We start from the raw sequence: 15,745 nt of genomic DNA on the forward strand, positions 1-15,745 counted from the left end.
CAGGAAACACCGCCGCTGCTATGAACCCAGTTAACAACATGACCAAATACAGCCTACGTTCTTGGGTTCTTGTACTGGCGCTCGCGCCAACAATCTTGGTCGGTATCCTTCTGGGCAGCTACTTTACCATAAACCGTTTTTATGAGCTCGAAGATACGCTCGTCGAACAGGGCAGCAATATTATCGAGCCGCTGTCGATTGCCAGTGAAATCGGTTTAGTGGCTAATGATCGCGAGGCGACCAAACGCTTACTCGCCGCGGCGCAGCTCAACAAGTCCACCTTAGTGAAATCCATCGCGATTTTCGATGCCAACAATCAGCTCTTTGTGACCTCGCACTACCACAAAGACTTTGAAATTATGCGCTACAAAGAAGCGCTTAACACACTGCATAAAACCGAAATAGAGCATGTGGGCGACAGCCTGATTTTACGGACACCGATTTTCTCCACCGGGCCCAGCGCCGCTCCCGCTAATTACGATATCCAAACAGACGATGGTCAGCTGTTAGGTTATATCTCCATCATCATCAATAAAGAACGCGCCCTACTCGAGCAACATAGAGCCGCCGTCGCCGCCTTTATTATCGTGTTGATCGGGGTGCAATTGAACCTGCTGTTCACTTTCCGGCTGGTGAAAAACGTCACTCAGCCCATTACTGAAATGGTGCGCGTCGTTGCTAAAATCCGTGAAGGTAAATTGGACGCCCGCTTAGATGGCAACTTGATTGGTGAGCTCGACTTACTCAAACGCGGCATCAATGCCATGGCAGGTTCGCTATCGGAATATCATGATGAAATGCAACAAAATATCGACCAAGCGACTTCGGATCTGCGGGAAACCTTAGAACAGATTGAAATCCAAAACGTCGAGTTAGATTTAGCGAAAAAACGCGCTCTAGAAGCCAGCCGAATTAAATCAGAATTCTTAGCCAACATGTCACATGAGTTACGTACGCCGCTCAATGGCGTTATCGGTTTTGCGCGGCAATTGGTGAAAACCCCTTTGCATTCGAGCCAAGTGGATTACATCAAAACCATTGAGCGCAGCGCCACTAACCTGCTGGGTATCATCAACGACATTCTCGATTTTTCTAAACTCGAAGCCGGTAAAATGGTGTTGGAAAACATGCCCTTCGGTCTGAGGGAAACCATAGGCGATACCATCACCTTGATTTCGGGCAGTGCTCAAGCCAAGGGCCTAGAACTGGTTGTCGATATCGCCCCTAACGTGCCCGACAATGTGAATGGCGATGCCATGCGCGTGTGCCAAATCATCAATAACTTGGTCGGTAACGCGATTAAATTCACCGACTCCGGCAGCGTGATGGTCAAAATCGAACTGCAAAGCCAGTCGGAAGAACAGGTAGTACTGCGCTGTGATGTAGTAGATACCGGTATTGGTATCGATGAAAGCCAGCAAGACTTTTTATTTCAAGCCTTTGGCCAAGCCGATTCTTCGATTTCCCGCCGCTTTGGTGGCACAGGCTTAGGTTTAGTGATCACTAAGCGTTTAGTAAATCAAATGGGCGGCCAAATCGGCTTTACCTCATCCCCAGAGAAAGGCTCAAACTTCTGGTTCAGTTTGCCGCTCGGCTTAGGTCAGTTCCAAATTGGTGACTCACTGCCGCTCGAAAAACTCAAAGACAAAACCATACTGTTTTACGAGCCACGCGTGCTGACTCATGCTGTCTTGAGTCGCCAATTGAATCAATGGGATACCAAAGTCACCCACCATCAGCATATCCCAAGTTTGCTGACCACGCTCAACACGGCCGAAGCGCCATACGACTATGTTCTCTTGAGTTGCCATGGGTTTAGCGATGCAGGACAACTGGTAAGCACACTTAACTTGGCGAAGACCAAAACCGATTGCCTTGTGGTGCTATACGATTGCCAAGAACAGGATGCCTTAACCCAATTCATCCGCCCGAATGCCGATGTGGTGTTGTCTCTGCCCGTGAGTGAGCAACAGCTTGCCCGCAACTTACTCTATCCACCGATGGAATACGACATCATAGCCCCAGTGACCATAGCCACGCCGGCGGCGCGCCAATCCTTAACCGTACTGGCGGTGGATGATAACTTTGCCAACTTAAAGCTAATCGACACCTTGCTCAGTGAGTTAGTGACGACGGTTATCGCGGTCAACAGTGGCGATGAAGCGGTTAAACAGGCGAAGACGCGCACCTTCGATTTGATTTTTATGGATATTCAGATGCCAGGCACAGATGGCATCAGCGCCACTAAGCAAATTCGCCAAGGCTCAATGAACCGTAACACGCCAATTATTGCCGTAACGGCCCATGCGATTGCTGAAGAACGCGAGCTGATTTTAGGCAGTGGTATGGATGGATATTTGCCTAAACCTATTGATGAGGCTGCGCTCAAAGACGTGATCCATCGCTGGATCACTCGCCCCAAATTCACCCATTTTGACCTACATACGCTGAACTGGGATTTATGCTTAACCCAAGCTAATCATAAGGCCGATCTCGCCTTAGACATGCTGAGAATGTTGCTCGACTCCTTGCCACAAACCGTTTCGACGATTCAGACGGCGCTGAGTCAAAACGATCATCCCGTCATGCTCAGTACAATCCATAAACTACATGGTGCGAGCTGCTACTGCGGCGTGCCTACAACCCAAAGACTATGCCAAGAAATTGAATCGGCGCTAAAACGTGAAACAGCGGTCGAAGATCTCGAACCCGAAATACTAGAGTTACTTGATGAGTTAACTAAGGTAGAATCTGCGGCAAATCAAGTGATATCACAGCTATCAGCGGAAATAACAGATGACCAAAAAAACGGGCTTCTTTAAACGTCTTAAGGCGTTAACACTGCCACAAAAACAACTCTTCGCCACTGCACTTTGCCAACGCATGTTGCCCAACTATCAACTGTTTTCCGAAGTCTGTGAGTTTGGTGACCCTGCTGTATTGAGCACTGCATTAGAGCTACTGTGGCAATCCCTGTACGATCCTAAGCTTAAATTCAATATCGATGTGCATTTGCAACGTCTTGAAGATAACACCCCAGAACCCGCTGATTTTGAAGCTTATGGCGTCTATCCAGCCATGGATGCTGTGGTCGCCATATCAACCTTGTTGGGTGCGATTCAAGGTAAGATTGAAGAAGATATAGTCAATATCAGCAAACTGTCATCGAGCACTGTGGCTAACTATATCGAAGCCATCAGCGATGTCGAATTAGTCGATGAAGCATTAGATGATTTCGTTTTTGCCCATGAAGTTATGGAAGAAGAAAAAGAGTTACAAAATTCTCTGCTGGAAATTATCGAAGAAAATCCCAAGATCACAGCGGAACTGGTTAAAGGTTTACGCAAAGACATTATCGAAGCTGGCGTATCAAATATCGGCATCAGCGTCGCTTAATTGATGGGTGCTTGGGGCAACTCAAGCACCCTTATTCTTCCTAAACAGTACGTCTAAACAATATGTCTAAACAATGTTTCTAAACAATAAACCTCTAGTCTCGACTGCAATCACGCTCAAGCAAGCCCCAAAACGAGTAAGACCAAAGCTAGCAAGTTCTATCAGCCAATATTGAGTTATTCCAATGAGAAAGATTGTTTATCAAGGATTTGTCTTAACCAATAGCGAAGGACGAACCGACAGTTGGAAACTGACCATCAAAGATCAACAGCGTATCGGTTCTTTATTCGAACTGCGGCGTTTAGTTGGATACTTCTTAGAACTCGGCATATTACCCGCGACACGCTCCAGCCTGCAAGACGCGAAACAAACGCAAAATACCATGAGCAAAAACACGGTAAAACCTAAAAGACGTTAAGCATTCGTTCCCCTAGTTAAATCAACGCATAGAGAATAACTCCGGCGCCTTTGACTGCATAAACTCAATAAAGACTCTGACCTTTAGCGGCTGCTGGCTGCGTTGATGATATAAAATCGAAATCCGCCTCTGCTCGCCAATCCATTCTGGCAATAATACTTTAAGTTTCCCTTCTTTAATCTGCTGTTTTACAAATAGTTCGGGACCATACAAGATCCCGCCATGGCCTAAGGTCGCCTGAATCGCACCGTGCAAATCCGTGAGGGTCAGCTTAGTTGGGCCATTAAAATAGAAAGACTCACCGCTCGGATGCTTTAAATGCCAATTAAACAGCGGCCAGACTTTTATCAGTTGATGGGCTTCGAGATCATCGGGATGCTCAAGTTTAGGTGCCTGAGCCAAATATTCTGGCGTGGCAAACAGGCAATAATCCAGCTCGCCTAAGGTACTCGACACCCAAGAAGAATCAGGCTGAGCCCCGCCGACAATCGCCACATCTATGCCCTTGTCGATCAAATCCACTAACTCATTGCTCTGGGAAATGTGCAAACGGATATCGGGATACAGGCGGCCAAATTCATTTAAAGCTTGAATAAACACGATGGAAATAATCGAAATCGGCGCGGCGATGCGCAGGGTACCCTCGGGTTTATCGCTGCCCGCACCACTCAGTTCATCAAATTGAGCAACCACACTCTGGTAGCGTTGGAAGAGTGCCAGCCCTTCCTCTGTCAGTCGCAACTTGCGGGTGCTGCGCATAAAGAGCTGTTTATCGAGCTTTTCTTCCAACTTCGCTAACTTGCGACTCACTGTGGCAATGGGCATATCAAGCTCCTTCGCCGCCTGCGAAAAACTGCCCGCATTGACTAAATGCACAAAAAGATAGACAAGTTGTAGTTCAGCGCCTAAATCATCACTCATTGCATGTCCTAATTCTGTTCTAGCAGCCCAAGTTAGGCACTATATAAAGTCATCAACAATCACAGCGTACGCTAAGTCATTGTGTTTTAAACATCAATTAATCCACTTATACGACCATAGCGCAATAGCCTTAGACTGAAATGATATGTTATTTTGTGGCGAGTTTTACTGCGCTGGCGCTAGTTCTGGTTCTAACGTGGCATAAAAAAGGCAAGCGCCCACCTAAAATCATAGCGATAGTAGAAATGACGGTAATGGCTGAGTTTATTCAAATTTAATCGTAAGGATGAGTGAGGGAAATGACCATTTTAACCCCTCTGTTTGCCGTCTTCGGGATCATGTTGCTCGGCACACTAGTGCAAAAATTAAAACTCTTGCCCGTTGATACGGACCAAGTGCTAAACCAATATGTGTACTATATTGCATTCCCTGCGATCATGCTTATCGCCCTCGCCCAGCAGCCGATTGATGAAATTTTGCAATGGGGATTTATTGCGGGCTACAGCACGGCTATGGTGATCACTTATCTTGTCTGCCTTGGGCTCTCGCTGCTTGCTAACCCTAAACAGCATGCGGTTGCCGCTATTCGAGCCCTCAATGCCACCTTTGGTAATACCGCATTTATTGGTATTCCACTACTCATCATCCTCTTTCCGCAGCAGCAAAGCGCCTTAGTCGCCGCTGCGATTGCCAGCTTATTATCCGTGCTGATGTTTGCCGTCGCCTTAGTCTCGATGGAACTGGCCACAAACACCCAAAGACAACACCACGCCTTAGTCATAATGGCGATGGCGGTCGGTAAAAACCCTATCGTTATTGGTAGCTTAATTGGTGTCAGCATTTCGGCGCTAGAGATAAAACTACCTTCTGGGCTGGCGCTAATGATCCAGCAAATTGGCAATACCTCAAGCCCCTGCGCCCTATTTGCTATCGGCATGGTACTCGCCAAAGCGATGCGCTACCAGAAAGATAGCAGCGTATTTAGCCCCAAGAATTTTATCGAACTGAGCCTTATCAATCTCTTCAAGCTGGCTATCCAACCGGCACTCGTCTACTTTATGCTTAACCGTTTTGGAGTCAGTGGTGACTACCTGATCATGGGCGTGATCTTGAGCGCACTGCCCACAGCCGCTAGCGTGTACTTACTCGCCCAGCGTTATAACACTCAGGCTTCAACCAGCGCTCAGGGCATTCTATTTGGCACCTTAGTTACTTTCTTTAGTTTGCCTATCTTAGAAAGCTTAGTAAGAACCCACGCATAATCAGTTAATTAAAAATATTTACTGCCAATAATGCCGATTATTTACCCAAGCCACTTTACTGTATATAAAATCAGTATATACTGTTTATCAATACAGTGGTTTGGTAAGTTTTTCGACAGGAATTCACTATGCTTTGCCAACTCAGCATTAATAACTTCGCTATCGTCCGTTTTTTAGAACTGGATTTTCGCCCCGGTATGACCAGCATCACAGGTGAAACCGGTGCAGGTAAATCGATCGCCATCGATGCGTTAGGCCTGTGCCTAGGCAATCGCGCCGATGCCAGCAGTGTTCGCCCCGGAGCCAATAAAACCGAGGTCAGCGCCCGCTTTTCCTTGGACGATATTCCACTGGCAAAACGTTGGTTAGAAGATAACGATCTTGAACTCGATGATGAGTGTATCCTACGTCGAACTATTGGTAGCGATGGCCGTTCACGCGCATACATCAATGGTAATCCAGTACCGCTGACGCAACTCAAATTACTGGGTCAGTTACTCATCGGTATTCACGGCCAACATGCGCACCATGCAATGTTGAAGAGTGAACACCAACTCACATTGCTCGACAGTTATGCCAACCACAGATTGCTTATCGATACGGTTGCCGCCAGTTTTCAACGCTGCAAACAAATTGAGGCCGATCTAAAGCAACTCGAAGCCTCCCAACATGAACGTATTGCCCGTAAGCAATTAGTGCAATATCAAGTAGAAGAACTCGATGAGTTTGATCTTAAAGTCGATGAGTTCGATGAAATTGAGCAAGAGCACAAACGTCTGGCCAATGGCACTGAGTTGATTGATACCTGTCAAGCGAGTCTAGATATACTCACTGAGGGCGAAGAAAACAACATAGAGTCACTGCTCAACCGAGTGGTTTCCCTCGCCGAAGACCTGCAAAGCTACGATCCTGCATTAAGCAATATCAACACTATGCTCAATGATGCATTAATTCAAGTGCAAGAAAGCGCAGGCGAATTACAGCACTATTTGAGTAAGCTTGAACTCGATCCAGCTCATTTTGCCTATTTAGAAGAACGGCTATCAAAAGCCATGCAACTGGCGCGTAAGCACCATGTCAGTCCAAATAAACTGGCCGAACATCATTTAGCATTAAAGGCAGAACTGAGCACCTTAGACAGTGACGAAAGCAAGCTCGAAGAAATTCAATTGCAGGTCGATGCCAGCAGAGCCGCTTACCTTAGCAACGCACAAAAGCTCAGTCAAAGCCGCGCTCGATATGCCAAAGAACTCGACAAACTCGTGACTCAGTCAATCCACGAACTGAATATGCCAAAGGGTAAATTTACTATCGAAGTCAATTTCAACCCAGAGCAAATGTCAGCCAATGGCAGTGACAATATCGAATTTATGGTCACCACTAACCCTGGCCAACCCTTGCAACCGATTTCGAAAGTCGCATCTGGCGGTGAACTTTCACGGATAGGCTTAGGTATCCAAGTGATTACCGCGAAGAAAGTTGCCACGCCGACATTAATTTTCGATGAGGTGGATGTTGGGATTTCCGGCCCCACCGCCGCAGTGGTGGGCCGCATGTTACGTAGCTTAGGGGAATCGACCCAAGTACTGTGCGTGACTCACTTGCCGCAAGTTGCGGGCAATGGTCATCAACACATGTTCGTCGATAAATTTAATAAGGCGGGCAGTACTGAGACCACAATGAAATCGCTCGATCGTGAGCAACGTATTCAAGAGCTGGCAAGGCTGTTAGGTGGCGATACTATCACCAGCAATACCCTAGCGAACGCAAGGGAACTGCTGCAATAGTAGAATCAAACAGAAAAGGGATAAGCAGCGAATTCCTTCAATCAAGCTTCAATCAGAAAAATGCAAAATCAAGAGTAAGGGTTAGTTGTTGCCCATGTTAACTAACAAGTTAAATTAGCTATCATGTCAGACTAGCGAAAATGTTAGCTAACACACCAGACTAGCCCTTGCAGGCAAATAAACGAAAACACGCCCGCTAACACATCGTCAATCATAATGCCAAAGCCACCATGAACTTTGGCATCGAGCCATCGAATAGGCCAAGGTTTGATGATGTCGAAAAAGCGAAATAAACCAAAGCCCACTAACAACCAACCCCAACCACTTGGTGCAGCTAGCATAGTGATCAGTAGTCCAACCACTTCATCCCACACAATAGCACCGTGATCGTGAACCCCCATGTCTTGCGCCGCTTTACCACAGATATAGAATCCTGCGAATACACCCACTAAGGTTAAGCCGATATACCAAGTAAGTGGTAAGGGCGCCATCAATAAATAGAGGGGAATAGCAGCTAAGGTACCAAAGGTTCCGGGCGCTTTAGCGGCGAGTCCGCTACCAAATCCAAGTGCCAAAAAGTGGACAGGATTTTTTAATGACAGGCGCGTTAGCACCTGATCCTTTGACAACCATTTCATTAACATGCTCTTAGCTTAAAAGTGCTCGAAACCGTGATAAGGCGGTGTAAACGGCTCGCCATTGAGTTGCAACTTGAGCTTACTGCCCGCACAAATTTGTCCAACACGAACAAACTTTGCACCCGCATGGCTCAAGGCTGTTTCCAGTGCGCCTTTTTGCGCCTCAGGAACGGTGAACAGCAGTTCGTAATCTTCACCCCCTGTCAGCGCATAACCTAAAGCACTTTCCTCGCTGACGGTATCTTGCATCGCGCGTGACAGCGGGATGCAATTAACATCGACAACCGCACCGACTGCCGAAGCCTTAAGCACATGACCGATATCCGAGATAAACCCGTCGGAAAGATCGATTGCGCTGGAGGCAAGCGAGCGCAAAGCTTGGCCGGCTAAGACTCTTGGTGTTGGACGATAATGGCGATTAATCAGGAATTCTTTATGTTCGGCTCTGGCTTGCTGCGCACCGCGAATGATATCCAGACCTAAGGCCGAATCTCCGAGAGTGCCCGTAACATAAATCCAATCACCGGCTTTAGCACCACGACGCGTGAGGGCCTTTCCCTGTGGGACTTGGCCGTGCACTGTGATATTAATCGCCCGTGGGCCACGCGTCGTATCGCCGCCAATTAAGGCAATGCCATAGTAATCGGCCGCTTCAAATAAACCTTCGCTAAAACCACTGAGCCAAGTTTCATCGACTGCAGGTAACGTCAAGGCAAGCGTCATCCACGCAGGTTCAGCACCCATGGCAGCCAGATCAGATAAATTTACCGCTAAGGCTTTGTAACCTAAGGCAGCGGGAGGCATATCGGGGAAGAAGTGGACATTTTCGACTAAGGTGTCACAGGAGATAGCAATCGACTTGTTTTCAGCGGGTTGCACTAAAGCGCAATCGTCACCGATTCCAAGCTTCACATCACGGCGAGTAGGGCCGCGGTTGCTAAAATAACATTCAATTAATTGGAATTCTTTCACTGTACAGTTTGGCACGACTTACATCGGCCACCTTTGTTAGCAATGAAAAACGGTATCCTAAGATACCGTTTGTCTTTATTACTTGCGTGCAACCAGTTTGTCGAGCAGTCCGTTAACAAACTTATGACTCTCGTCCGCACCAAAAGCTTTTGCCAACTCAATCGCTTCGTTAATCGCGACCTTGTAGGGCACATCTTTACGGAAAGTCAGCTCATAGGTCGCTAAACGAACTATGGCTTTCTCAACTGGAGACACCTCATCAATCGGGCGTTCCAGATGCGGGATGATCAGCTCATCCAATTGGGTTTTCTTCGTTGCAACGCCTGAAAATAGCTCACGAAAATAAGCTACATCAACACCGTCAAGACTTTGTTCAGTTAAAAACTCATGCTCGACATCGGCAATATTATTCCCGCTTAGTTGCCATGAATAGATGGCTTGAACGGCTAAACGGCGGGCCTTGCGGCGCTCAGAAGGCTTCATTATTTTTCCTACTATAACAACTGTTGTTCAAGTTCTTGCAGAACATTGACCATTTCAAGCAGGCTTAAAGCAGCTTCGCCGCCTTTGTTACCCGCTTTGGTACCTGAACGTTCAATCGCTTGTTCAATGGTATCAGTGGTCAAAACACCGAAAGCAACAGGCAGATCAAATTCTAAAGCAACTTGAGCTAGACCTTTATTACATTCGCCTGCAACAAAATCAAAATGAGGAGTACCACCACGGATCACCGCACCTAATGCGATAATACCGTCGAATTTACCACTGGCAGCTACGCGACGCGCAGCTAGCGGCAACTCAACCGCACCTGGTACACGGACAACAGTGATATTGTCGTCGCTGACTTGGCCAAAACGTTTCAGCGTGTCAAGTGCACCTTCAAGCAAGCTCTCAACTAAAAAGCTGTTGAAACGCGAAATTACAATCGCAACTTTGGCATTTTTCGCTTCGATATTACCTTGAACTACGTTCATTATCTTACCTAATTTAGCTAAAGCACCCAGCTCGGGGCGAAAAGTGGCGACATGATATCACAGCCAATTGCCCAGAGCCCTATGCAAATTATCAGAAATTGTTAATTTTACTTTAGTGTAACTTTGGATTTCAGTCTGCCACATACTCAGTCACTTCAAGGCCAAAGCCCGAAAGTGAATGATAACGTTTAGGCGAGCTGAGTAAGCGCATTTTAGTCACGCCAAGGCTGGCGAGGATTTGCGACCCCACACCCACACGGCGCGACGTCCCCTGCCATTTTGCAGAAGCAGGCGCTTGGCCTTGATCTTCAGCTTCAAAGGCTTTCACCTTAGAGAGGATTTCACAGGGATGTTCTTGATTCCCGAGTAAAACCAATACACCACCTTCTGCAGAAATACGCTCCATCGCTTTTTCGAGTGGCCAGCTGCGTTGCTGATCACGCTCTGAGTGGAGTAAATCGTTGAAGGTATTTTGCAAATGCACGCGTACCAAACAATCACTCTTCACCTCGCCTTTGACTAAGGCAAAGTGCAGTTGATTGTCGATAGTGTCTCTGAAGGTCACCATGTCGAACTCGCCGAAACGGGTCGGTAGTTTGCATTTAGCTTCACGCACAACCGTAGTTTCTTTGGTGTTGCGATACTCGATTAATGCGGCGATAGTGCCGATTTTGATGCCATGCAACTCAGAAAAAATCTCTAAATCAGGGCGACGTGCCATAGTGCCGTCTTCGTTCAAAATCTCAACAATAACGCCCGATGGCTCAAGTCCCGCAAGACGGGCTAAATCACAACCCGCTTCAGTGTGGCCCGCGCGGGTTAATACGCCGCCGTCCTGCGCCATTAACGGGAAGATATGCCCAGGTTGCACTAAATCCGACGCTTTAGCCTCTTTAGCCACCGCCGCTTTGACTGTTACCGCGCGGTCGTGGGCTGAAATACCAGTAGTCACGCCTTCGGCTGCTTCAATAGAAACCGTAAAGTTAGTCGAGAACTGGGCGTTATTATTCGTCACCATTAAGGGTAGGTTTAACTGCTGGCAACGGGCTTTAGTCATGGTCTGGCAAATAAGCCCACGGCCATATTTCGCCATAAAGTTAATCGCTTCTGGCGTGACCATTTCGGCCGCCATGATCAAATCACCTTCGTTTTCTCTGTCTTCGTCATCCATCAAAATAACCATTTTGCCTTGACGAATATCTTCGATGATCTCTTCTATACTGTGCAGCGCCATTGTAGGACCTTATGATTTTGCTGTTATTATGAAATTCTATACCTAAATAACCTAAGCTGCCGATAAGCTTAAGTTAAATAATCTGCTCCTGTGCACTAACGCACAAAGCCGGCACGGGCTAACATTTCTAGGGTGACGCCGCCGCTCTTGCTGTCTTTGCCATCATAATTCATCAAGCGTTCCAGATAACGGGCGATCAAATCCACTTCGATATTCACCTTATCACCCGCTTGCAGGTCGATTAACGTGGTTTCACCTGCGGTATGCGGCACTATAGTCAGGCGGAATCGACTGCCATCCACTTCGTTAACCGTCAAACTCACGCCATCAATGGTGATGGAACCTTTATGGGCAATGTAACGCCCAAGCTCTGCGGGGGCGGCTAACCAAAACTCGATGGCTTGACCACGCACTAAGCGTTGCTCAACCATAGCAATACCGTCAACATGGCCGCTGACCATGTGCCCGCCTAAACGTGTGGTTGGGGTAACGGCTTTTTCAAGATTTACCTTAGTGCCCACTTTGTAGTTAGCAAAGCCAGTTAGACTCACGGTTTCGGCAGAAACATCGGCCACATAACCGTCGGCTAATTGCTGCACAACCGTTAAACACACACCGTTGGTGGCAATACTGTCGCCTAAACGCACATCGTTTAAATCCAGTTTGCCGCTCGCCACGGTCAAACGAATATCATCGCCCTTGCGTTCAAGCTTTCGCAGGGTGCCAACGGCTTCAATAATCCCAGTAAACATGGTTAACTCACTTATTCGATAAAGAAGTAATAAGGCATAAGACTCAAGGTTTAACGGTTATCTTGCCCTAATTAAATAAAGAAGTATCAAGCATAACGCTCAAGATTAAACGGGTATCTGGCCCTAATTTGCGCTCATCGAACAAAGTTAATGCAGGAATTTGCGCCATGGTTTGATAATCGGGTAGCTGCAGCAGATTACGCCCTTGCCCGCCGAGGATTTTCATCGCTTGGTACAGCACTAATTCATCAGCCAGCCCCTGTGCTAAAAATGCGCCTGCTAAGGTTGCCCCCGCTTCCACCAGCACGTGATTACAACTTTGGCCTAAATAGCTTAATAGTTCAGGTAAAGATACGCGACCTGCAATTGCTGGTAATACTAGGCAACTCACATGGGAGGGCAATTGTGCTTGAAACTCTGCGGGATAAGCCACGGTCGAGACCAAGAGTATCGGCGATACGATAGCCAAACAGGCAGCCGATAACGGCAAACGGGCGCGACTGTCGAGTATCACCCTTAATGGCTGCAGTAATTGCGCCTCAGTTACGCAGTCTTTTATGTCGCCAAGTTCTTGATATCGCACATTGAGTGAGGGATCGTCAGCCAATATGGTTTCAATCCCAGTGACCAAGGCGCAGGAACGTAAGCGTAAACGCTGCACGTCGCGGCGAGATTCAGGGCCGGTAATCCATTTAGATACCCCGTTAGACAGCGCGGTTTTACCATCGAGACTCGCAGCCAATTTGACTGTAACTCTGGGCAAACCCGATTCCATCCGCTTCATAAAACCTAAATTCAAGGCATAAGCTTCATCACGGTGTAATCCCACATCCACTTCAATACCGGCGTCGCGCAGCATTTGAATACCGCGCCCACCGACTTGCGGATTAGGATCTTCCACCGCCACCACCACACGTTTGACGCCAATATTGATCAGCGCCAAGGCACAGGGCGGCGTGCGGCCATAATGGCTGCAGGGCTCTAAGGTGACATAGGCCGTTGCGCCGCGGGCGTGCTCACCTGCCATACGTAGCGCATGCACTTCGGCGTGGGGCTCACCCGCTTTTTGATGATAACCTTCGCCGACAATCTGATTATCTTTAACGATAACGCAGCCCACACTGGGATTGGGTCTCGTGGTGTAAAAGCCTTTGCGCGCTAATTGAATCGCGCGGCTCATCATTTGGATATCGAGTACGGACCAACTTATGTTCAAGCTCATGTTCAACCCTGTTGTTAAAGGTTTCGGCTTTCACCAGTCTTACAAACCTGTCTTTTAAATTTGTGCTTTCACGCCAATCGCTCGTACACGTTTGCCTTGTCGGCGACAAAACTCAATGACTACTTTTGCAGTTTAGCGATGGCCTCACCAAATTCAGACACGTCTTCAAAGGCGCGGTACACAGAAGCAAAACGTATATAGGCGACTTTATCTAGGCTCATCAATTGCTCCATCATCAAGTTACCGACCATTTCTGATGGTACTTCTCGCTCGCCAGTGGCGCGCAGGGTCGATTTGATTTTACTGAGTGCTTGCTCGATTTCATCCATAGACACAGGGCGTTTCTCAACGGCGCGCAGCATGCCACCTTGGAGTTTTTCTTCATCGAAGGGTTGGCGTGAACCATCGCGCTTAATCACCCTAGGCATGACTAATTCTGCGCCTTCAAAGGTGGTAAATCTTTCATGGCATTCGGTGCATTCTCGGCGACGGCGCACTTGATGGCCTTCCGCCACTAATCGAGAATCGATGACTTTAGTATCTGTCGCGCTGCAAAATGGACAATGCATTGAGCCTCCTGCCAGTGAATGACGTAAAGCCGTTGGCTTTACTATGTTATCTAAGGTTAGCCTGTTTGGTTTAAGTCTAAGATTTTAGCAATAAAAATGGCCGCTTAATGCGGCCATGGGATTTTATCCTATTTATGGGCTGAGGTTAACCACCTGATGCTTGTTAGGCTCAGCACCACAAAAAGGAGACTATTTACAGATTAACCGTAAACAGGGAAACGTGCGCACAGTGCCAATACTTGGCCTTTAACACGCTCAATCACTGCAGGATTGTTAGCATCATCAAGGATGTCACAAATCCAGCCAGTCAGCTCTTTCGATTCCGCTTCTTTAAAACCGCGGCGCGTAATCGCAGGCGTACCGATACGTACACCTGAAGTCACAAAAGGTGAACGTGGATCGTTTGGCACTGAGTTTTTGTTCACGGTAATGTTAGCGCTACCTAAGGCGGCATCGGCTTCTTTACCGGTTAAGTCACGACCAATCAGGTCAACTAGCATTAAGTGGTTGCTGGTTCCGCCAGAGACGATTTTGTAACCGCGCTCAAGGAACACTTCAACCATAGCTTTAGCGTTGTTAACCACTTGCTGTTGGTAAACTTTAAATTCTGGCTCTAGGGCTTCTTTGAACGCCACCGCTTTACCAGCGATAACGTGCATCAATGGGCCACCTTGACCGCCTGGGAATACCGCAGAGTTCAACTTTTTGTACAAGTCTTCATCGTCAGCAGCAGATAGGATCACGCCACCACGAGGACCCGCTAAGGTTTTGTGAGTCGTTGAAGTGACAACGTGTGCGTGTGGCACTGGGTTTGGATAAACGCCAGCAGCAATAAGACCGGCAACGTGCGCCATATCGACAAATAGGTAAGCACCTATTTTGTCTGCGATTTCACGCATTTTTGCCCAATCAACGATACCTGAGTAGGCAGAGAAACCGCCGATCATCATCTTAGGCTTGTGTTCTACGGCCAGACGTTCCATCTCGTCGTAGTCAATTTTGCCAGACTCGTCGATACCGTAAGGAATGATGTTGTACAGTTTGCCAGAGAAGTTAACCGGTGAACCGTGGGTCAAGTGACCACCATGAGCTAAGTTCATGCCCAGTACGGTATCGCCAGGTTTTAACAATGCCATGTAAACCGCGCTGTTTGCCTGTGAACCTGAATGAGGTTGTACGTTAGCGTAAGTTGCGCCAAACAGTTGTTTAGCACGTTCAATCGCTAAGGTTTCAACTACGTCCACATACTCACAACCACCGTAGTAACGCTTGCCTGGATAGCCTTCAGCGTACTTATTGGTTAACTGTGAACCTTGCGCTTCCATCACGCGTGGACTGGTGTAGTTTTCAGAAGCAATCAGCTCAATATGCTCTTCTTGACGCAGAGTTTCGTTCTGAATTGCGTTAAACAGTTCCGGATCATAATCTGCGATATTCATATCTTTTTTCAGCATTGCTTACTCCAGCTGCCAATTCTTATAGGTAGGGTTGCGCGGTATTCTACTCGGAACGCGACCACAATCCCAGTATTTGAAACATGAAATTCCTAGCGTTTTAGCTTGAACTTGGCTCATTGTCGAGTTGAGTTCGGCGTGCAATC

The 15,745-nt window shown here is 47.5% G+C and carries 15 protein-coding genes; 5 read left to right on the top strand and 10 right to left on the bottom strand.

Annotated features, from left to right (window positions below; translation table 11 throughout):
- The first annotated feature begins 20 nt into the window (after positions 1 to 20).
- From barA to AYJ58_RS18465, 3 genes are all read left to right on the top strand, one after another.
- Positions 21 to 2,822 (top strand): two-component sensor histidine kinase BarA, encoded by a 2,802-nt coding sequence (gene barA, locus AYJ58_RS18455; protein ID WP_106651237.1) that lies wholly within the window; start codon positions 21 to 23, stop codon positions 2,820 to 2,822.
- Positions 2,797 to 3,396 (top strand): YjaG family protein, encoded by a 600-nt coding sequence (locus AYJ58_RS18460; RefSeq protein ID WP_106651238.1) that lies wholly within the window; start codon positions 2,797 to 2,799, stop codon positions 3,394 to 3,396. Before barA ends, AYJ58_RS18460 begins: the two co-directional genes overlap by 26 nt.
- 184 nt (positions 3,397 to 3,580) lie before the next feature.
- On the top strand, positions 3,581 to 3,814 hold the full coding sequence (locus AYJ58_RS18465; RefSeq protein ID WP_106651239.1) for a DUF3319 domain-containing protein: 234 nt from the start codon (positions 3,581 to 3,583) through the stop codon (positions 3,812 to 3,814).
- Positions 3,815 to 3,835: 21 nt separating this feature from the next.
- Here AYJ58_RS18465 and lldR read toward each other — a convergent pair whose 3' ends face one another.
- The gene (lldR, locus tag AYJ58_RS18470) at positions 3,836 to 4,735 is read right to left on the bottom strand and encodes a LysR family transcriptional regulator LldR (RefSeq protein WP_006082633.1); all 900 of its coding nucleotides are present in this window, start codon (positions 4,733 to 4,735) and stop codon (positions 3,836 to 3,838) included.
- A gap of 299 nt (positions 4,736 to 5,034) precedes the next feature.
- On the opposite strand from lldR, the gene AYJ58_RS18475 reads away from it, so the two are divergent.
- Together AYJ58_RS18475 and recN are read left to right on the top strand one after the other, a co-directional pair.
- Positions 5,035 to 5,997, top strand: coding sequence for an AEC family transporter (locus AYJ58_RS18475; protein ID WP_106651240.1), 963 nt, complete (start codon positions 5,035 to 5,037; stop codon positions 5,995 to 5,997).
- A gap of 128 nt (positions 5,998 to 6,125) precedes the next feature.
- Positions 6,126 to 7,784, top strand: a complete 1,659-nt coding sequence (gene recN, locus AYJ58_RS18480) for a DNA repair protein RecN (protein ID WP_106651241.1) — start codon at positions 6,126 to 6,128, stop codon at positions 7,782 to 7,784.
- Positions 7,785 to 7,927: 143 nt separating this feature from the next.
- On the opposite strand, the gene AYJ58_RS18485 is transcribed toward recN, so the two are convergent.
- The 9 genes from AYJ58_RS18485 to glyA form a co-directional block, all read right to left on the bottom strand.
- Entirely contained in the window at positions 7,928 to 8,422 is a 495-nt protein-coding gene (locus tag AYJ58_RS18485) for a phosphatidylglycerophosphatase A family protein (RefSeq protein WP_106651242.1), read from the bottom strand.
- A gap of 15 nt (positions 8,423 to 8,437) precedes the next feature.
- Positions 8,438 to 9,394: a thiamine-phosphate kinase gene (thiL, locus tag AYJ58_RS18490; protein WP_106651243.1), complete on the bottom strand. Its 957-nt coding sequence runs from the start codon at positions 9,392 to 9,394 to the stop codon at positions 8,438 to 8,440.
- A 78-nt stretch (positions 9,395 to 9,472) separates the two neighbouring features.
- Positions 9,473 to 9,877: a transcription antitermination factor NusB gene (gene nusB, locus AYJ58_RS18495; protein WP_006082638.1), complete on the bottom strand. Its 405-nt coding sequence runs from the start codon at positions 9,875 to 9,877 to the stop codon at positions 9,473 to 9,475.
- 11 nt (positions 9,878 to 9,888) lie between these two features.
- Positions 9,889 to 10,368 (bottom strand): 6,7-dimethyl-8-ribityllumazine synthase, encoded by a 480-nt coding sequence (gene ribH, locus AYJ58_RS18500; protein WP_006082639.1) that lies wholly within the window; start codon positions 10,366 to 10,368, stop codon positions 9,889 to 9,891.
- Positions 10,369 to 10,498: 130 nt separating this feature from the next.
- Positions 10,499 to 11,602: a bifunctional 3,4-dihydroxy-2-butanone-4-phosphate synthase/GTP cyclohydrolase II gene (gene ribBA / locus AYJ58_RS18505; protein WP_006082640.1), complete on the bottom strand. Its 1,104-nt coding sequence runs from the start codon at positions 11,600 to 11,602 to the stop codon at positions 10,499 to 10,501.
- 95 nt (positions 11,603 to 11,697) lie between these two features.
- A complete protein-coding gene (locus AYJ58_RS18510; RefSeq protein WP_106651244.1) occupies positions 11,698 to 12,354 on the bottom strand; it encodes a riboflavin synthase in 657 nt (218 codons plus the stop codon).
- 67 nt (positions 12,355 to 12,421) lie between these two features.
- A complete protein-coding gene (ribD, locus tag AYJ58_RS18515; protein WP_198555509.1) occupies positions 12,422 to 13,576 on the bottom strand; it encodes a bifunctional diaminohydroxyphosphoribosylaminopyrimidine deaminase/5-amino-6-(5-phosphoribosylamino)uracil reductase RibD in 1,155 nt (384 codons plus the stop codon).
- A 119-nt stretch (positions 13,577 to 13,695) separates the two neighbouring features.
- Positions 13,696 to 14,145, bottom strand: coding sequence for a transcriptional regulator NrdR (gene nrdR / locus AYJ58_RS18520; RefSeq protein WP_006082643.1), 450 nt, complete (start codon positions 14,143 to 14,145; stop codon positions 13,696 to 13,698).
- A gap of 200 nt (positions 14,146 to 14,345) precedes the next feature.
- On the bottom strand, positions 14,346 to 15,599 hold the full coding sequence (gene glyA, locus AYJ58_RS18525; protein WP_106651245.1) for a serine hydroxymethyltransferase: 1,254 nt from the start codon (positions 15,597 to 15,599) through the stop codon (positions 14,346 to 14,348).
- Between the last annotated feature and the right edge of the window lie 146 nt (positions 15,600 to 15,745).

Origin of the sequence: Shewanella sp. Pdp11, from assembly GCF_002838165.1 — a bacterium.
GTDB classification, from domain to species: domain Bacteria; phylum Pseudomonadota; class Gammaproteobacteria; order Enterobacterales; family Shewanellaceae; genus Shewanella; species Shewanella hafniensis.